Source organism: Klebsiella sp. GG_Kp173 (assembly GCF_040062415.1).
Classification (GTDB): Bacteria; Pseudomonadota; Gammaproteobacteria; order Enterobacterales; family Enterobacteriaceae; genus Klebsiella; species Klebsiella quasipneumoniae.
In genome coordinates this window covers 235,696-254,199 of sequence record NZ_JBEAFZ010000001.1, presented here as the reverse complement: position 1 = coordinate 254,199, position 18,504 = coordinate 235,696, and the positions used below count along the sequence as shown (strand labels likewise).

Annotated in this window: 16 protein-coding genes and 1 other annotated feature; of the genes, 5 read left to right on the top strand and 11 right to left on the bottom strand. The window is 58.5% G+C overall.

Annotated features, from left to right (window positions below; genetic code table 11):
* The first annotated feature begins 33 nt into the window (after positions 1 to 33).
* Together ABLU50_RS01240 and ybaL are read left to right on the top strand one after the other, a co-directional pair.
* Entirely contained in the window at positions 34 to 1,254 is a 1,221-nt protein-coding gene (locus ABLU50_RS01240; RefSeq protein WP_004204731.1) for an MFS transporter, read from the top strand.
* A 225-nt stretch (positions 1,255 to 1,479) separates the two neighbouring features.
* Complete coding sequence (gene ybaL / locus ABLU50_RS01235; protein ID WP_004204732.1) at positions 1,480 to 3,156, top strand: YbaL family putative K(+) efflux transporter; 1,677 nt, start codon at positions 1,480 to 1,482, stop codon at positions 3,154 to 3,156.
* Between the two features lie 34 nt (positions 3,157 to 3,190).
* Here ybaL and ABLU50_RS01230 read toward each other — a convergent pair whose 3' ends face one another.
* The 9 genes from ABLU50_RS01230 to ABLU50_RS01190 form a co-directional block, all read right to left on the bottom strand.
* Entirely contained in the window at positions 3,191 to 4,495 is a 1,305-nt protein-coding gene (locus ABLU50_RS01230) for an inosine/guanosine kinase (RefSeq protein WP_032455647.1), read from the bottom strand.
* Between the two features lie 63 nt (positions 4,496 to 4,558).
* On the bottom strand, positions 4,559 to 5,521 hold the full coding sequence (gene hemH / locus ABLU50_RS01225; RefSeq protein WP_017898889.1) for a ferrochelatase: 963 nt from the start codon (positions 5,519 to 5,521) through the stop codon (positions 4,559 to 4,561).
* Positions 5,522 to 5,649: 128 nt separating this feature from the next.
* A complete protein-coding gene (gene adk, locus ABLU50_RS01220) occupies positions 5,650 to 6,294 on the bottom strand; it encodes an adenylate kinase (RefSeq protein ID WP_002892184.1) in 645 nt (214 codons plus the stop codon).
* A 216-nt stretch (positions 6,295 to 6,510) separates the two neighbouring features.
* Complete coding sequence (gene htpG / locus ABLU50_RS01215; RefSeq protein ID WP_004177228.1) at positions 6,511 to 8,385, bottom strand: molecular chaperone HtpG; 1,875 nt, start codon at positions 8,383 to 8,385, stop codon at positions 6,511 to 6,513.
* Between the two features lie 111 nt (positions 8,386 to 8,496).
* Positions 8,497 to 9,102 (bottom strand): recombination mediator RecR, encoded by a 606-nt coding sequence (gene recR, locus ABLU50_RS01210; protein ID WP_002892177.1) that lies wholly within the window; start codon positions 9,100 to 9,102, stop codon positions 8,497 to 8,499.
* A complete protein-coding gene (locus ABLU50_RS01205; protein WP_002892173.1) occupies positions 9,102 to 9,434 on the bottom strand; it encodes a YbaB/EbfC family nucleoid-associated protein in 333 nt (110 codons plus the stop codon). The genes recR and ABLU50_RS01205 overlap by 1 nt, the downstream gene beginning before the upstream one ends.
* Positions 9,435 to 9,491: 57 nt before the next feature.
* Complete coding sequence (gene dnaX / locus ABLU50_RS01200; RefSeq protein ID WP_087832568.1) at positions 9,492 to 11,396, bottom strand: DNA polymerase III subunit gamma/tau; 1,905 nt, start codon at positions 11,394 to 11,396, stop codon at positions 9,492 to 9,494.
* Positions 10,095 to 10,159: a sequence feature (DnaX frameshifting element), on the bottom strand. Its footprint overlaps the gene before it by 65 nt.
* Before the next feature lie 92 nt (positions 11,397 to 11,488).
* Positions 11,489 to 12,040 (bottom strand): adenine phosphoribosyltransferase, encoded by a 552-nt coding sequence (apt, locus tag ABLU50_RS01195; protein WP_004204738.1) that lies wholly within the window; start codon positions 12,038 to 12,040, stop codon positions 11,489 to 11,491.
* 150 nt (positions 12,041 to 12,190) lie between these two features.
* Complete coding sequence (locus ABLU50_RS01190) at positions 12,191 to 12,568, bottom strand: DUF454 family protein (RefSeq protein WP_004204740.1); 378 nt, start codon at positions 12,566 to 12,568, stop codon at positions 12,191 to 12,193.
* Positions 12,569 to 12,637: 69 nt separating this feature from the next.
* Between ABLU50_RS01190 and priC the strand changes: the two genes are divergently transcribed.
* The 3 genes from priC (at position 12,638) to ABLU50_RS01175 (ending at position 14,330) form a co-directional block, all read left to right on the top strand.
* Positions 12,638 to 13,165 (top strand): primosomal replication protein N'', encoded by a 528-nt coding sequence (gene priC / locus ABLU50_RS01185; protein WP_004204741.1) that lies wholly within the window; start codon positions 12,638 to 12,640, stop codon positions 13,163 to 13,165.
* A 12-nt stretch (positions 13,166 to 13,177) separates the two neighbouring features.
* Complete coding sequence (gene rsmS / locus ABLU50_RS01180; protein ID WP_004204742.1) at positions 13,178 to 13,351, top strand: pleiotropic regulatory protein RsmS; 174 nt, start codon at positions 13,178 to 13,180, stop codon at positions 13,349 to 13,351.
* A 67-nt stretch (positions 13,352 to 13,418) separates the two neighbouring features.
* A complete protein-coding gene (locus tag ABLU50_RS01175; protein WP_053810700.1) occupies positions 13,419 to 14,330 on the top strand; it encodes an Rpn family recombination-promoting nuclease/putative transposase in 912 nt (303 codons plus the stop codon).
* Positions 14,331 to 14,365: 35 nt separating this feature from the next.
* Here the strand turns inward: ABLU50_RS01175 and mscK are convergent, their stop codons facing one another.
* A complete protein-coding gene (gene mscK, locus ABLU50_RS01170; RefSeq protein WP_323083828.1) occupies positions 14,366 to 17,713 on the bottom strand; it encodes a mechanosensitive channel MscK in 3,348 nt (1,115 codons plus the stop codon).
* A 128-nt stretch (positions 17,714 to 17,841) separates the two neighbouring features.
* Positions 17,842 to 18,492 carry a multidrug efflux transporter transcriptional repressor AcrR gene (acrR, locus tag ABLU50_RS01165; protein WP_004204746.1) on the bottom strand — a complete coding sequence of 217 codons (651 nt, stop codon included), beginning with the start codon at positions 18,490 to 18,492 and terminating at the stop codon, positions 17,842 to 17,844.
* Between the last annotated feature and the right edge of the window lie 12 nt (positions 18,493 to 18,504).

Below are 18,504 nucleotides of genomic sequence, written 5' to 3'. Positions count from 1 at the left end.
AACGAAAGCTATATAAAAAAGTGACGTGAACCTATGGCAATCAATCAGACCGCTCAACCCGTGTCCGGCCCCGCTGCGCCGCCGCAAAAAGCGCGCACCTCGTTTGGCATCTTAGGCGCGATCAGCCTGTCCCATTTGCTTAACGATATGATCCAGTCGCTCATTCTCGCGATCTACCCGCTGCTGCAGGCCGAGTTCTCCCTTACCTTTGTGCAGATCGGGATGATCACTCTCACCTTCCAGCTCACCTCATCGCTGTTCCAGCCGGTGATTGGCTATATTACCGATAAACGATCGATGCCGTGGTCGCTGCCGGTGGGCATGTGCTTTACCCTCTGCGGTTTGATCCTCCTGGCGCTGGCCGGTAGCTTCGGTATGGTGCTGCTGGCCGCCGCGCTGGTGGGTACCGGCTCCTCGGTTTTCCATCCGGAATCGTCCCGCGTAGCGCGGATGGCCTCCGGCGGCCGTCACGGCCTGGCCCAGTCGCTGTTCCAGGTCGGCGGCAACTTCGGCAGTTCGCTTGGTCCGCTGCTGGCGGCGGTGATCATCGCCCCGTATGGTAAAGGCAACGTCGCCTGGTTCGTACTGGCCGCCCTGCTGGCTATCGTCGTGCTGTCGCAAATCAGCCGCTGGTACGCCGCACAGCACCGGATGAATAAGGGCAAACCGAAGCCGGCGATCGTCAATCCGCTGCCGCGCAATAAGGTGATTCTGGCGGTAGGTATTCTGCTGATGCTGATTTTCTCGAAATATTTCTATATGGCGAGCATCAGCAGCTATTACACGTTTTATCTGATGCATAAATTCGGCTTATCGGTGCAAAATGCCCAGCTGCATCTGTTTGCCTTCCTGTTCGCGGTGGCCGCCGGGACGGTGATTGGCGGGCCCGTTGGCGATAAGATTGGGCGAAAATATGTTATTTGGGGCTCTATCCTCGGCGTGGCGCCCTTCACCCTTGTTTTACCCTATGCCAGCCTTGAATGGACCGGGATTTTAACGGTGATCATTGGTTTTATCCTCGCCTCGGCCTTCTCCGCTATCCTGGTCTATGCCCAAGAGCTGCTGCCGGGACGTATCGGTATGGTTTCTGGTCTGTTTTTCGGCTTCGCCTTTGGCATGGGCGGCCTTGGCGCCGCGGTGCTGGGCCTGCTGGCGGACCATACCAGTATCGACCTGGTGTATAAAATCTGCGCCTTCCTGCCGCTGCTGGGATTCCTGACGATATTTCTTCCTGATAACCGGCAAAAAGCCTGATTATCCGGCGGCCAAAGTGTAACGCTGGCCGCCGTTACCCCTTGCGCCATCGGCCTGATGCGCGCATTCCTCCCTCGATTTTCCCTTCTGTGCCTTTTCATCCCCTAATTGCATTTTTTTGCACAATTCAAGAATTATTCATAAACAAAGTGAACGTTTTTGTCATAAACTATTACGCGGACAGGGTAGCAAAATGGACCGATTCACCACTGGAAAGGAGACGGAATGCACCACGCAACACCGCTAATCACCACCATTGTCGGCGGCCTCGTGCTCGCCTTTATTCTCGGCATGATTGCCAATAAGCTACGTATTTCTCCTCTGGTGGGATATCTCTTAGCGGGCGTGCTGGCCGGACCTTTCACCCCTGGCTTTGTTGCTGACACCAAACTGGCTCCGGAACTGGCGGAACTCGGCGTGATCCTGCTGATGTTCGGCGTCGGGCTGCATTTTTCCCTCAAGGATCTGATGGCGGTAAAGTCGATCGCCATTCCCGGGGCCATCGCCCAGATAGCTGTGGCGACGCTGTTGGGTATGGCGCTCTCCGCCGCCCTTGGCTGGTCGCTGATGACCGGCATCGTCTTTGGCCTGTGTCTCTCCACCGCCAGTACCGTGGTGCTGCTGCGCGCCCTGGAGGAACGACAGCTGATTGACAGTCAGCGCGGGCAGATCGCCATCGGCTGGCTGATTGTGGAAGACCTGGTGATGGTCCTGACGCTGGTCCTGCTGCCGGCAGTGGCCGGTATGGCGGAGAAAGGCAACGTCGGCTTCGCTTCCCTCGCCCTCGACCTCGGGATCACCATTGGCAAAGTGGTGGCCTTTATCGCCATCATGATGCTGGTCGGCCGTCGGCTGGTGCCGTGGATCATGTCGCGCAGCGCGGCCACCGGCTCGCGCGAGCTGTTCACCCTGTCGGTGCTGGCCCTGGCGCTGGGCATCGCCTTCGGCGCCGTGGAGCTGTTTGATGTCTCCTTCGCCCTCGGCGCCTTCTTTGCCGGCATGGTGCTTAATGAATCCGAGCTGAGCCACCGCGCCGCCCATGACACCCTGCCGCTGCGCGACGCCTTCGCGGTGCTGTTCTTTGTCTCCGTCGGCATGCTGTTTGACCCAATGGTGCTGGTCCAGCAGCCGCTGGCGGTGCTGGCGACGCTGGCGATCATTATCTTTGGTAAATCCGCAGCCGCCTTTTTCCTCGTGCGTATGTTTGGCCACTCGCCGCGTACCGCACTGACGATTGCCGCCAGCCTGGCGCAGATTGGTGAATTTGCCTTTATTCTCGCCGGCCTGGGGATGGCGCTTAACCTGCTGCCGCAGGCCGGGCAAAACCTGGTGCTGGCCGGGGCGATCATCTCGATTATGCTCAACCCGGTGCTGTTTACCCTGCTGGAAAAATATCTCGATAAAACCGAAACCCTCGACGAGCAGACCCTGGAAGAGGTGCTGGAAGACGAGAAGCAGGTGCCGGTCGATATTTGCAACCACGCGCTGCTGGTCGGCTTCGGCCGCGTCGGCAGCCTGCTGGGCGAGAAGCTGATGGCCCAGGGGATCCCGCTGGTGGTAGTTGAAACCTCGCGTACCCGCGTGGATGAGCTACGCGAGCGCGGGATCAGCGCGGTGCTGGGCAATGCCGCCAATGAAGAGATCATGGAGCTGGCGCATCTCGACTGCGCTCGCTGGCTGCTGCTGACCATTCCCAACGGCTACGAGGCCGGCGAGATTGTCGCCTCCGCACGGGAAAAATGTCCGAATATCGAGATTATCGCCCGCGCCCATTACGATGATGAAGTGGATTACATTATCGACCGAGGGGCCAATCAGGTAGTGATGGGCGAGCGGGAAATTGCCCGCGCCATGCTGCAGCTTCTGGAAACGCCACCCGCCGGTGAAGTGGTCACTGGCTGATGTACAGCCCTCTCCCGTCGAGAGAGGGACTCGCTTATCGATCCCAGTACGCCTCTTCCAGGCTGTCCTCACGTTCCGGCAGGCCGCGGGTTAAACGCGGCGAGTGCTGGTTCAGCACCTGATAGCTCACGCGGTTGGCATATTTACACACCTGCGCCAGCGAGGAGTAGGTCAGCCATTTGCATTTGTGTTTGCTGGAGTTGGGTACGTTATTGCGATGGTAGTTATTGGCGGTGATGTCATGCAGCAGCGCCGCCAGCGCGCCGTCGCCTGCGCCGTTGGTGTTCATGATCTTCTCCGGGCCGCCCATATACGGCGCGATGTGCGAATAAATACGCAGCGGATTGACGCAGTCCTGGTGACGCATCGCGCGACTGAATTCAAACTGGTTAAATTCCGGGATCGCCCCCGGCAGCAGCGGATGCTGGGTTTTACGCTTCGCCTCTTCTTCGGTGAAGCCCGCCATATATAGCCCCGCCGGTCCGGCGGTGCACAGCACCAGGTCGACCCAGTCCAGCGCTTTGTCCGCCGCCGACAGCGGATCGGCAAAACCGGTCAGCGCTTCCCCTTCCTCTTCATTCATCGCCAGAATCGAGACATGATCCTGCAGGAACTGCTGCCACCACGCCGGGTTATCGGCAATCACGTATTTGGTACCAAGAGTTAACACCACCGGCACATCATGCTTTTTGGCATACTCGATGGCTTTCATCGTCGCGTCCGGCATCGGCTCGCCCGGCTTGCAGCGTACCAGGTAGGAGGTCAGCACCAGCGCCGAGGCGCCAGCGATCACCGCTTCCGGAATGCTTTCCGGGCGCAGCTTGTTCATATGACCCGGGCTAATGGCAAAGGTGCGCTCGCCGCTATCGCTGATCAGGGTGAAGCAGCGGCCAATGGCGCCGTCAACGCCCTGCAGATAGTTCAGATCGGTACGGCTGGAGGTATTGCACAGGTAGCGATAGGCATAGCCGCCGATTTCGATATTACTGCACATGACGCCAAGCAGCACCGAGCGATCGTCCGCCAGCACCGAGTAGTTGTGCATGGTATTGCCGATCGTGCCGCCGGCAAACTGATGAGTAATAAGATTATTGCGCACCAGCTCCTGGTACAGCGCCTCGGCGACATCATCTTCAATCACCAGAGAGTGGCCCGCGCTCAGGCCGTAGCGCACGATAAACGCCTCATCCACTTTCGCTTCGATATCCACCAGCGTCTGGTCGATACCCACCACCCAGGAGACGCTGGATTCATTCTCCGGCTGAATTTGCTGCAGCAGCGGGTCGCGGGCGTTAACGGGAAAATAGTGTTTGGATTTGCGTTTACCGGGAAATTTCATAGTGGCGCTTAAATAACAGGGAACAAGCGGGAAATAGTAGCATATTCCCCGCCCTGCGCGCGATCAGCGATAAGGCGCGGTCAGGTTGACCATCATCTCAATATGCGCGGCGTCCGCGTTAAGCGCCGGAATGTATTCATATTGCTTGCCACCCGCTTCGAGGAAGATTTCCCGGTTCTGGACGGCGATCTCTTCCAGCGTTTCGAGACAGTCGGCGGCAAAGCCCGGGCACAGCACCTGAATATGCTTCGTCCCTTTCTCGCCGAGCATCTTCAGCGTCTCATCGGTGTACGGCGTCAGCCAGGGTTCCCGGCCAAAGCGCGACTGGAAGGTCATCATCACCCGCTCCGGTGGCAGCCCCAGCGCGGAGACCAGTTCCCGCGTGGTATCACGACAGCGCTGAGGATAATCATCTCCCTGGTTGGCATAGCGCTGCGGGATCCCATGATAGGAAAGCAGCAGCAGATCCGGTTCCCCATGAACGGCAAACGAGGCGCGCACGCTGGCCGCCAGAGCATGGATATAGTCCGGGTGCCCGGCGTAATCGCGAATAAACGAGATACCGGGAATGGCGCGTTTTTTCGCGAGGATCCGCGCCAGCTCATCCCAGACGGCAGCCACCGTCGAGCAAGAATATTGCGGATACAGCGGCAGCACCACGATGTGCCCCACCCCTTGCGCCAGTAAATCATCCACCGCGCTGGCCAGCGACGGCGTTCCATAGCTCATGCCCAGCGCCACCGGGGTATCCGGCAGTCTGGCGGCCAGCGCCTGCTGCTGGCGACGGCTGTATACCATCAGCGGCGACCCCTCTTCCATCCAGACGGACTGATAGAGTTTAGCCACGCGGGGAGAGCGAATCGGCAGTATGACGCCGCGCAGCAGCGGCCACCATAGCAGACGAGACGTATCCACCACCCGTTTGTCGCTGAGGAATTGTCGCAGATAACGCTTCACCGCACCGGGGGTGGGCGCATCGGGAGTGCCTAAATTGGCCAGCAAGATACCTGTTTTCGTCTGATGCATTACCGCCTCTTAACCATTTGAATCGCAGCCAATTGTAGCTGAAATGGCGCTAAACGGAACCAATCATAGCAAAAGGTAGGAATGAGAGGAGTTCTCATCCTGCCGCAGCAGGATGAGAAAAGGCTTTATCAGCCGAGGATTTTTTCCAGTTCGGCGCGCACGTCAGCCACCGCTTTGGTGCCGTCGACTTTGGCGTATTTGGTGTTGCCCGCCTGCGCTTCTTTGGTGTAGTAGCCGATCAGCGGCGCCGTCATCTGATGATATTCCACCAGACGCTTACGCACGGTCTCTTCCTGGTCGTCTTTACGGGTGGTCAGCTCTTCGCCGGTCACGTCGTCTTTGCCTTCCACCTTCGGCGGATTGAATTTGATGTGGTATACGCGACCGGATGCCGCGTGAACGCGACGGCCAACGATACGGTCGACAATCAGTTCGTCCGGCACGTCGAATTCCAGCACGTAATCAACGGTAATGCCCGCTTCTTTCATGGCGTCAGCCTGCGGAATAGTGCGCGGGAAACCGTCCAGCAGGAAGCCGTTACGGCAATCTTCCTGGGCGATACGCTCTTTAACCAGCGCGATAACCAGCTCATCGGTCACCAGCTTGCCGGCGTCCATGATGTCTTTCGCCTGCTTACCGAGCTCAGAGCCGGATTTTACCGCAGCGCGCAGCATATCGCCGGTGGAGATTTGCGGAATACCGTATTTCTCCATGATGAACTGAGCCTGAGTTCCTTTACCCGCGCCCGGAGCGCCAAGCAGAATAATACGCATTACGAAAATCCCCTCAAAAGTCGATTCAATTTTTCAAAAACGCTAAACCATACCACCAGAACGGCGATGGCTCAAGGAAGGCGGTGCGGCTGAAACGGTTAATGGTGAGATATTTTATGCAATCCAATGTGAAATGCCCCGTCTGAGCAAATCGCTCAGACGGGGCATTTATCCCGGCGTCGCGTCGCTCGGCCGGGCTGCTCGTTCAGGTTCGCGTCAGGAAGCCAGCAGCTGGTTCATACGGCGGATAAACTGGTTCGGATCTTCCAGCGTGCCGCGCTCGGCCAGCAGCGCCTGATCCAGCAGCAGTTCCACCCATTCGCCGAACTGCGCGTCATCCTGGGTATCGGCTGCGCGTTTCACCAGCTGATGCGCCGGGTTCAGTTCGAAGATGTATTTCACTTCCGGCGCCGCCTGGCCCGCAGCCGCGAAAAGCTTCGCCATCTGGGTGCTCATCTCGTCGGCATCGGTGGTGACAATCGCCGGGGTATCGGTCAGACGATGGGTCAGACGCACCTCTTTGACCCGGTCGCCAAGCAGGTTTTTCACACGCTCAACGAACGGCTCCAGCGCTTTTTCGGCTTCTTTGGTGGACTCGTCCACTTCATCCGCCAGCTTGTCCAGCGACTCGTCGGCTTTAGCGACAGACTGGAACGCTTTACCGTCGAACTCGGTCAGGTAGCTCATCATCCACTCGTCGATGCGATCGGAGAGCAGCAGCACTTCGATCCCTTTCTTACGCAGCAGCTCGAGGTGCGGGCTGCTCTTCGCCGCCGCATAGCTGTCGGCAGTGATGTAGTAGATCTTCTCCTGACCTTCTTTCATGCGCGAGACGTACTCTTCCAGCGACACGGTCTGCGCGGAGGAGTCAGTATGGGTGGTCGCGAAGCGCAGCAGTTTGGCGATCGCCTCCTGGTTGCTCGGATCTTCCGCCGGCCCCTCTTTCAGCACCAGGCCGAACTGTTTCCAGAAGGTCTGATATTTTTCGGCGTCGTCTTTCGCCAGCTTATCCAGCATCTGCAGCGCGCGTTTGGTCAGCGCGGTGCGCAGGTTGCGGGTCACGCTGCTGTCCTGCAGAATTTCACGGGAGACGTTCAGCGGCAGATCGTTGGAGTCTATCAGGCCGCGTACGAAGCGCAGGTAGTTCGGCATAAACTGCTCGGCGTCGTCCATGATGAACACACGCTGGACGTACAGCTTCAGGCCGTGTTTATGATCGCGGTTCCACATATCCCACGGCGCCTGCGACGGGATATACAGCAGGCTGGTGTACTCCTGCTTACCTTCCACGCGGTTGTGGCTCCAGGTCAGCGGGTCGCTGTAGTCATGGGCAATGTGCTTGTAGAATTCTTTGTATTCGTCGTCGTTAACTTCAGACTTGCTGCGAGTCCACAGGGCCTGCGCCTTGTTGATTTTTTCCCAACTGATAACGGTTTCACCGTCTTTCTCTTCCCGTTTCTCAATCTCAACCGGCAGCGCGATATGGTCGGAATACTTGCTGATGATGGAGCGCACGCGCCAGTCGTTGAGGAAATCGTCCTCACCTTCGCGCAGATGCAGGGTGATTTCGGTCCCGCGATCGGCTTTGGTGATGTCGGCCACGGTATATTCCCCTTCGCCGGCGGATTCCCAGAACACGCCGTTCTCAGGTTTATCGCCTGCCGCACGGGTACGGACGGTCACTTTATCCGCCACGATGAAGGCCGAATAGAAGCCGACACCGAACTGGCCAATCAGCTGGCTATCTTTTGCCTGGTCGGAACCCATCGATTCGAGGAACGCTTTGGTGCCGGATTTGGCGATGGTGCCGAGATGGTCGATAACCTCTTCCCGGTTCATACCGATACCGTTATCGGCAATGGTCAGGGTACGGTTGTCTTTATCAAACGAAACCCGCACGCGCAGCTCGCCGTCTCCCTCATACAAATCCGGCTGCGACAGCGCGCGGAAACGCAGCTTATCGGCCGCATCAGAGGCGTTGGAAATCAGCTCACGCAGAAAGATTTCTTTGTTGGAATAGAGGGAATGGATCATCAGGTGCAGAAGCTGTTTTACTTCTGACTGAAAACCACGAGTTTCTTGTCCTTTCATCTGATTCAACCTCAACAATGCCATTTTAAATGGGTAAAAAACCGTTGAGTGGGAGATGGGGACAGCGGGGAAATTTTTCAAGCGGAGGCGGCGATAGCCGCCTCCATTTGTTCAGAAAGTAATCTTGTGGCGACCGGCCAGCGAGTGGGACAGCGTGGTGCCGTCGACCATCTCCAGCTCTCCGCCCACCGGCACGCCGTGGGCGATTCGGCTGGCGTCGACGCCATACTGCGCGCACAGCTCCGCGATATAGTTGGCTGTCGCCTCGCCCTCAACGGTCGGGTTGGTGGCAAGGATCACCTCGGTGATCGACTCCGCCTCCAGCCGTTGCTCCAGGCGATCGAGCCCGATGTCATCAGGCCCGATGCCGTCGAGCGGCGACAGGTGCCCCATCAGCACGAAGTAGCGGCCGGAATACTGCCCGGTCTGCTCAATGGCGTAGATGTCCGCCGGACTCTCCACCACGCAGATCTGGCCGTTTTCCTGGCGACGCGGGTTGCTGCAGATATTGCACACCTCCTGCTCGGTGAAGGTGCGGCAATCGGCACAGTGGCCGATCTCCGACATCGCGCGCGTCAGCGCCTGCGCCAGACGCATCCCGCCGCTGCGATCGCGCTGCAGCAGGGTAAACGCCATGCGCTGCGCCGACTTCGGGCCGACGCCCGGCAGACAGCGCAGTGCTTCCATAAGCTGAGTTAACAGCGGGCTGGTTTGCATCAGAACGGCATCTTGAAGCCTGGCGGCAGCTGCATACCGGCAGAGACGGAAGCCATCTTCTCTTTCTGGGTCTCTTCGATACGGCGCGCAGCGTCGTTGAACGCGGCAGCCACCAGATCTTCCAGCATCTCTTTGTCATCTTCCAGCAGGCTTGGGTCGATCTCCACGCGGCGGCAGTTGTGCGCGCCGTTAATGGTCACTTTCACCAGACCCGCGCCGGATTCGCCGGTCACTTCCAGCTGAGCGATCTCTTCCTGCATCTTCTGCATTTTTTCTTGCATCTGCTGGGCCTGCTTCATCAGGTTACCCAGGCCGCCTTTTCCACCAAACATAGGCTTCTCTCTCAGTCAGTCATCATTAAAGGTACTGACTGCAAGTCAAACTTGCAGTCAAATGGGGCGGATACTCTCTTCATCCAGATCGGCGTCAAAGAAACGACGCAGGGTCTGAATGTTATTATCCGCAATAATCGCTTCGCGCGCCTGCGCGAGCTTCTCTTCATAAATAGCCTGCCGCCACTCCAGCGGCGTGCGCATCGCGGGATTATCGTCTTCCACGATGGTCAATTCAACGGGCGTACCGTACAACACCCCCAGCGCTTCAGCCAGCTTTTGCTGTGCGCCGGCGGAATTGAGGTGGCGCTGGCTGGAGCGCAGATGCAGACAGACGCGATTGCCCTCCTGCTCTTTCCACGCGTTGAGCGCCACCTGCTCGACCAGCTTCGGTACTGCCAACTGGCTCACTTCTGCCGCCCAGCTGTCGCGCTCGACCGCTTCAACGGCAAGCTTGGCCGCCAGCTCAGGCGTTTTTTCATGCTCCAGCGCTTTTTTCAGCGCTTTAGGCGTGGCGACTTCGACTTTGGTCTCTTCAACCACCGTCGTCGCCTTCCAGCGATAAGCCTCTTTCTTCGCCGGGGCCTGCTCCAGCGCCGCCGCGGCCGGACGAGCCTGGACGCGCTCGGTAATCGAACTCAGTCGCTCCAGCGCAGCGTTATTCACCGGCCGCGCGCGGGAAGCGGCTGCCGGTTCACTCTTTTTTGGGGTGGTTGCTCCCTGGCTGCGCTGCAGGTGGCTGCGGGCCGCCAGCACCTGGCTGGTGGTCGGCGGCAAACTCTGCGGCGGCTGTGGCGGCGCTGCGGGGGAAACCGGCTGGCGCGGCGCGGGCGCGGCGGCCTGCACCGGCTGCACCTCGGGCTCCGGCAGCGGCTTACGCGGATGAAACGCCAGGGCGCGCAGCAGCGTCATTTCGACGCCCATCCGCCGGTCCGGGGCATAGGGTAGCTCTTTGCGGCCAATCAGCAGCGTTTGGTAGTAGAGCTGAACGTCGCCCGGCGGTACGGTGCGCGCCAGTTCGCGCATGCGCACTTCGACCGCGGCCATGTCGGCGCCCAGCGCCGAAGGGGACAGCTGAACCATGGCGATGCGGTGCAGCAGGCTCTGCATCTCCACCAGCAGCGCCTCCCATTCAACGCCGCGCGCGGCGGCGTCATTGACGCCCGCCATGACTCGCTCACCATCGGCAGCGACCAGGGCTTCAATCAACGACAGTGCCTGATCGTCATCGAGGGTGCCGAGCATGGTGCTCACCGACGCCGCCGTCAGTTGCCCTTCTCCACTGGCAATAGCCTGATCGGTCAGGCTTAAGGCATCGCGCAGGCTGCCGTCGGCGGCGCGCGACAACAGCTGCAGCGCGCGGGGCTCGAAGGCAATCTGCTCTTCGCCAAGAATATGCTCCAGCTGATGGCGGATCTGTTCAACGTCCAGCGCCTTCAGGTGGAACTGCAGGCAGCGGGATAAGATCGTCACCGGCAGCTTCTGCGGATCCGTCGTCGCCAGCAGGAATTTGACGTGCGCCGGCGGCTCCTCCAGCGTCTTTAATAACGCATTGAAGCTGTGGCGCGACAGCATATGAACTTCGTCGATGAGATAGACCTTGAAGCGGCCCCGGGCCGGCGCGTACTGGACGTTATCCAGCAGGTCGCGGGTATCTTCGACTTTGGTGCGTGAGGCGGCGTCAATCTCAATCAGATCGACAAAGCGCCCCTGTTCAATTTCCCGGCAGTTATCGCACACGCCGCAGGGGGTGGCGGTGATGCCGGTTTCACAGTTTAACCCTTTCGCCAGCAGGCGGGCGATGGAGGTCTTACCGACTCCGCGGGTACCGGAAAAGAGATAAGCGTGATGAATGCGCCCTAACGACAAGCCGTTCGCCAGTGCGGTCAGCACATGTTCCTGGCCGACGACGTCAGCAAAGGTTTGTGGGCGCCATTTACGGGCTAAGACCTGATAACTCATGGGCTGGCTCTGAAACGCTGGAAGGTGAAATCACGAAAGGGTCATGCTATCACAGCCCCGCCCGATCGGCGAGGCTATGTGGAGGGATTTGCTTAGTGGCCCGGGAACGGCACCAGACTGAAGCAGTGGATCCCCAGCTTCTCCAGGCGCTGTTCGCCGCCCAGATCGAAGAGATTGATAATGAAAGCGGCATCCTGCACTTCGCCGCCGAGACGGCGGATCAGTTTGACCGTCGCGTCGATGGTTCCGCCGGTCGCCAGCAGATCGTCCACCACCAGCACTTTGTCGCCCGGTTTGATGGCGTCAACGTGGATCTCCAGCTGATCGGTGCCGTATTCCAGCTCATAGCTCTCAGCGATGGTTTCACGCGGCAACTTACGCGGCTTGCGTACCGGAACAAAGCCCACGCCCAGCGCCAGCGCAACCGGTGCGCCGAAAAGGAAGCCACGCGCCTCAGTCCCTACCACTTTGGTAATTCCCGCGTCTTTGTAGCGCTCGGTCAGCAGTTCAATGCTAAGCGCGTAAGCTTTCGGGTCTTCCAGTAAACTGGTGACATCGCGGAAAAGAATGCCCGGTTTTGGATAATCCTCGATACTCTGGATGCTGTTCTTCAGATATTCAAGCTGCTGTGCAGTTGCGGTCATAAGTGTATGCCTGATTGAAACGGTGTTACCCACGGGCGTGCAAAAGGGGCCAAAGAAACATTTGTTTAACCTTTGACCAGGCTTACCCGCGCTCGAAAACGCCAGAATTTACTGGCTGTCAGCAACAATTGCAACAGGCATTATTGCGCATCAGTGCTTTTGTTGCTTTGCGTCAACCACCGGAATGCGCCACATAAAGATCAGCAGACAGGCCAGAATGACCAACAGCATGATGCGCACCCACGTAAGCTTAACCAGCCACAGCGAAATAGCAAAAGTCGCCACGATCATGGCAATGGCGCGCGGTTTGGCGCCGCGAGGCATGGCGCGGTACTGTTGCCAGTGGCGAAGATAGCCGCCGAACCATGAGCGATACAGCAGCCACTGGTGAAAGCGCGGCGATGAGCGGGCAAAGCACCAGGCAGCGAGCAGAATAAACGGCGTCGTCGGCAGCAACGGTAAGAAGACGCCCAGCGTACCCAGCGCTACCGCCAGCCAGCCGATAATGGTTAAAATGACAGGTGGCATAATGCGAATCGTTATCAAACAGATACGGCTACTGTAGCACAGTTGGCTGATGGAGAATGGAGGGGGTTGGTGAAAACAGCTCAACTTTTACAAACGCTGAACAATCAGCTCAGCGAGCTGGCCGCGCAGGTGGCGCCGCTGGCGGAGCACGCGACCCTCAGCCCGCGCTTTGACCGCCAGCTCTTCCACACCCGCAGCACGCTGATGCAGGCCTATCTGGCGGAAGCCCAACACAACTTTCACCAGCTCCGCCAGGCCGTCGAGCGCCAGCAGTTGCCGCAGGTAGCCTGGATCGCCGAGCGTCTGGCGGCGCAAATCGCTGCGCTGCGTCGCGAAACCGCCACCTGGTCGCTGCGCAGTTGGGACCATGCCTCGCCAACGCTGAGCCGCTGGCAGCGCCGTCGCCTACAGCATCAGGAGTATGAGCGCCGCCTGCTGGCGATGCGCGACCAACGCCAGCGCCAGCTGACGCAGGCTACCAGCCTCGACGAGCAGCAGCGGCTGGCCAGGGAAGTCGAGGTCTACAGTGGACGGCTGGCGCGCTGCCGACAGGCGCTGGATAAGATTGAAAACGTACTGGCGCGGCTGACGCGCTAACAGGAGAGTCCGATGTCGCTGGAAAATGCCCCCGATGAGGTCAAACTGGCCGTCGATTTAATCATGTTGCTGGAATCACATCAGATCCCGGCGCAAACCGTGCTGGACGCGCTGGAAATTGTCAGGCGGGATTATGCAAACAAGTTAAAAAACGCGGAAAGCGCCTCGCAAACGCCGCAGAAGTAAGATGTTGCCCACGGCGGAGTGCTGGCAGAGTGGTCCTCTGCGCATGACGCCGATGGAGGCAATATTGATGGAAAAGGTCAGTCAAACCCCGCACGATGCGGTTTTTCGCCAGATGCTGATGCATCATGCGGTGGCGAAGGATTTCATGCAGCTGTATCTGCCCGCGCCGTTTCTGGCAATCTGCGAGCTGGATTCGCTGCAGCTGGTCTCCGGTAGCTTTGTTGAAGAGGACCTGCGCGCCAGCTATTCCGATATCCTTTACTCACTGCGCACCCGCCACGGACCGGGCTATGTTTACGCGCTGATTGAGCACCAGAGTACCCCGGACAAGCTGATGGCGTTTCGCCTGCTGCGCTACGCGCTGGCCGCCATGCAGCGTCATCTGGACGCTGGCCACGACACGCTGCCGCTGGTGGTGCCGATTCTGTTTTATCACGGCAAGGTCAGCCCCTGGCCCTGGCCCCGCAACTGGCAACAGCTATTCGCCGAACCGGCGCTGGCGAAGGCGCTCTATAGCGGTGATTTTCCGCTGGTGGACCTCACCGTTATGCCAGATAATCAGATAGTCCGTCATCGGCGAATGGCCATGCTGGAGCTGTTGCAAAAGCATATCCGCCATCGCGATCTGGCCGAGCTGCAGGTGCCGCTGATTGCGCTGATGACGCAAGGCTATCTGACAGAAGCGCAGTTGAATACGCTGCTGCGCTATATGTTGCAGGCGGGTACAACGGAACATCCGGGGGCGCTGATCCGCGCGCTGGCGGCGCAGTCGCCCAGGCATAAGGAGCTGATGATGACCATTGCCGAATGGCTGGAAGAGAAAGGCCGTAAACAGGGGCAGCAGGAGGGCGAGCAGGAAGGTCGAGAAGCCGCCACTCGCAGCATCGCCGCCAGAATGCTGGCGCGCGGCCTCGAAAGACAAATCGTGCGGGAACTCACCGGGCTTAGCGACGAGGAGCTCGCCGCGCTGGCGCCCTGATGCAGCAGGGGCGGCGTTGCGCCGCCCCTCATCAATTAAGACGCGACGGAGGGAGCTAAATCGTCGCCCTTTCCATCCCGCTTCACTTCCGTGACTTCATCACCCTTTTCATTTCGCAGATGGACTTCCAGCTGGTTAAAGGCAATGTTGATGTCATTCTCCCGGCACAGACGGTCGATGGCGCGGTTGAGCTCATCCACCGTGTAGCTGCGATCGCGCAGTTCACGGACATACAGACGTAGTTCATGATCCAGCGTACTGGGGCCGAAGGTGGTGAAGAAGACCGCCGGCGCTGGCTCCTGCATCACTTTCGGATGATCGTGCGCCACCTTCAGCAGCACCTCCTTCACCTTATCCAGGTCGGAACCGTAGGCGACGCCGAGGCGGATTACCACGCGGGTCACGGTGTCGGAGAGCGACCAGTTGATCAAGCGCTCGGTAACGAACGCCTTGTTCGGGATGATCACCTCTTTGCGATCGAAGTCGGTAATGGTGGTGGCGCGAATACGGATTTTGCTTACCGTACCGGAGAAGGTGCCGATAGTCACCGTATCCCCAATGCGCACCGGACGTTCGAACAGAATAATCAGGCCGGAGACAAAGTTACCGAAGATCTCCTGCAGACCAAAACCCAAACCAACCGACAGCGCGGCCGCCAGCCATTGCAGTTTGTCCCAAGAGACGCCCAGCGATCCGAATACCGTCATCGCCCCAATGGCGATAATCGCATAGTTAAGAATGGTGGTGATGGCGTAGGAAGTCCCCTGACGCATATTGAGCCGCGACAGGACCAGCACCTCCAGCAGCCCCGGCAGGTTGCGGATTAGCGCCCAGGCAACCATCGACGCCACAATGGCAAACAGCAGGCTGCCCATCGTCACGCTGCGCACCACGCTGGCCCCCGCCTCGGTGCCGTTGTAATGCCAGAGGGTGATGCTGTCGAGATAGGCGAAAACGGTGATCAAATCCGACCAAATCGCCCAGAACATGACCGCGAACAGCGCGATCATCACCAGCATGGTGATGCGCAACGTCTGCTGGTTAACCTGCTCGAGGGCGATAGTCGGCTCCTCCTGCGGCTCGGCGCCTTCCGCGCCCTCCTTCACCAGATGCTGACGGCGCGCCAGCGCCCGGCGCCAGGCGATACGCCGCGCCGCCACGCTCAGGCCACGCAGCACGGTCTGGTACAGCAGGTTCCAGATCATTACCAGATAAACCGTCTCGATCCAGCGTCCCGCCAGGCGCAGCGTGGTGTAGAAGTAGCCGGTCGCCGTCAGCACCATCAGGGCCACCGGAACGATAGACAGCACCGTGATCGTCAGCAGGCGCAGGCTGTGCGACTCTTTATCGCGCCAGCTTTCCCGGCACATCGGCCAGACCAGCACCGCGATCAGCAGTAAGTTGAAGAAAATCACCAGCTGCCCCAGCACATCGTCCATCAGGTTCAGCGGCGACAGTTCGGAAATCACCGACCAGAAATTCAGCGGCAGCAGCGCCAGGCTGACGCGGACAATCTGCCGCCGCCAGTGGCTGGTCAACTGCGCCGGCATATTAAAGTGGCTGACCGCCACGCCGTTCTTTTCCAGCACTTTCCAGCACAGGCCAAACACCAGCCAGAACATCGCCAGTTTTTTACTGTACGCCCACAGCAGTCCGCTGATATTTAACTGCATGGTGAGTAAGATCAGGCCAATCGCCAGAATCACCAGCACCACCGGTAAGGCGCGGATCAGGTCGATAAAGATCGCCTTCGGCGTATGCAGTTGGGTATCATTGCGTAGTTGGCCTACCTGAGAAGCCAGCTTCGCCTGATAATCCTTGAGCCACTGCAAACGCCAGCGGATCAGGCCGGCAATTAGCAGCAGCGGTAATCCGGCGAGGAAAGCGATAAATACCGCCGGCCACGCTTTTTCCCAGTTCACGGTGATTTTCATCGCCTTAAACTGACCTTTCAGCGCTTCCGGGAAGGCCTTAATCCACTCCCAGTCCATCGGTTTATTGCTGTTCACCCAGAAAATTTGCTGGGTCAGGATTTCTTTCAGGCTGCTGGAGACGCTCATCAGCTGCTGCTGGTTGATCTGCAGGTTGATGGCCATCATCAGCTGGTTCCCCAGCTGTTTATTGAACTGGTCAAGCAGCTCGCGACGCATGTCGATCACTTCCAGCAGCGCGGCGTGTACTTCATCGGTTACTTCAGCGCTGTGCCCCTCTTCGAGCTTAGCGACATAGGCATCGCTCTGGAACAGGGCGTCGCGCTGCTGGTTAACTTCAAACTGTTCGAGCCGCAGGTCGGCAATGCGATTAGTCATATCCTGCAGCTCATCCGCCGACGGCAGCGTCTGCTGCTGCTGATAAAGAATACGCGACAGCAGGAGGCTGCCCTTGAGCACGGAAATTTGCTCTTTAATATCCCGCTCAGACTGCAGAGCGCGGTCGAGCCAGTTCTTTACCTGGATATTGCGCTGCACCAGCTGGTTGCCATTCTCCGTCGCCTGGATCAGCTTCTCGCTCAACTGGTGGTTAACATCCAGCTCCTGCTTGACCAGCGGGTTGGCCTGAATACGCGTGGTTTCATCCGGCGTGACCGCCTCCTGGGCGGTTTTCTCAGTCAGCGTCAGCCGCTTGCTGTTCACCGCCTCCTGCAGCAGCTGCAGCTGATGCTCCAGCCGGTTGCTCCAGGCGGTTACATAGTCACGCTGCTTCTGCAGGGTATCCTGCAGGATAGTGTTGCCTTCGAGGCTCTTACGCTGCTGCTCGATCTGCGCGTTGAGCAACGCCTGCTGGGACTGCAGCAACACCTGCTGGGTCGGACGCAGAGTCTCATCGCCCACCGAGGTGCCATTCAGACGATTACGGATCTGCTGCAGCTGCTGGGAGGCGTTGTACATCGCATTTTGCACCCGTTCCGGCTGCGTTTGCAGGGAAACCAGCTGGCTGTTGTAGGTTGCCAGATCGTTTTGCGCATTCTGCAGATCGTCCAGCGTTTGGGTGACGCGCGATTCCAGCTGACGCAGGGAGAGCGTGCTCAGCGTCTTGCGCGTCGCGTCGTCGTTCGGGACATCGCTCAGGTTGTTAAGGTTATCCACCGCCTGGCGCAGCTTCGCCGGGGCTTGCTCGACCTGCTGGCGGAGCTGCGTCGTCTCGCTTTTGATGCGATCGATTTTATCCAGCGTTTCCAGGGTCTGGGTCAAATCCTGCTGGACCAGTTTATCCTGCGGAGTCAGTTCCTTTTGCTTGTTTAATGTGTTGAGCTGACTCTGCACCTCCGCCCGGTCAGGGAGGTCTGCGGCGCGGCCCTGAACTGGACTGAAAAGGCCAATAAAACAGAGCAGCATAATGGTAAAGATGAACGTGGCGCGTTGCCTGGAGATCGTGTGCAGCATAGTTAATATGAATGAATGCAAATGCCGGAGAATACCGGGGGTCGTCGCAAGCGCGCAGAATAGCACTTCTCATCGCTGGCGAATAGCGGCGGACCGCGCTAAAAATTCACGCTCATCCGCACGCTTCGTTAAGCTGGCAGGCTCTCCGGGCCGCGAAGCGTGGGGCAGAATTGATACATCTCCAGCAGGATGGCGACGTAGTCACGCGCTTCCGCATGCAGGTCGAACGAGTCGGGAGCAAACAGCCAGTTCTCCATCAGGCCTGAAAGGTAGCTGCGCATTAAAATCGCCGCTCGCCGGGTGAGTAAATTGGCAGGCAACAGCTTCGCCGCGATACACTCTTTTAAGGTTTGCTCGATACGCTCGTAGCTCGCCAGGGAGAGCTGCCGCTGGGCCTGCTGCACTACGGTCATTTCTCCGACGAATTCGCACTTATGGAAGATAATCTCCATCATCAACCGACGACGCTCTTCTGTCACTGTCGCTTCAAGAACATAGACTAATATCTCCCTGATAACTGAGAGTGGATCGTTGGGGAATTTTGCCCGATACTCAATTTCGAGATCGCTAATACTGGCGTCTGACAGCTCCCAAATTTCGTTGAATAAATCTGATTTATTCTTGAAATGCCAGTAGATAGCCCCCCTCGTTACACCCGCAGCTTTTGCAATTGTTGCCAACGAGGTAGATGATACGCCTTGCTGCGAAAACAGACGCAGAGCAACATCCAGAATCAGTTGCCGGGTTTCACGTGCCTGTTGTTTGGTTTTTCGTGCCATAGGTTAATGACT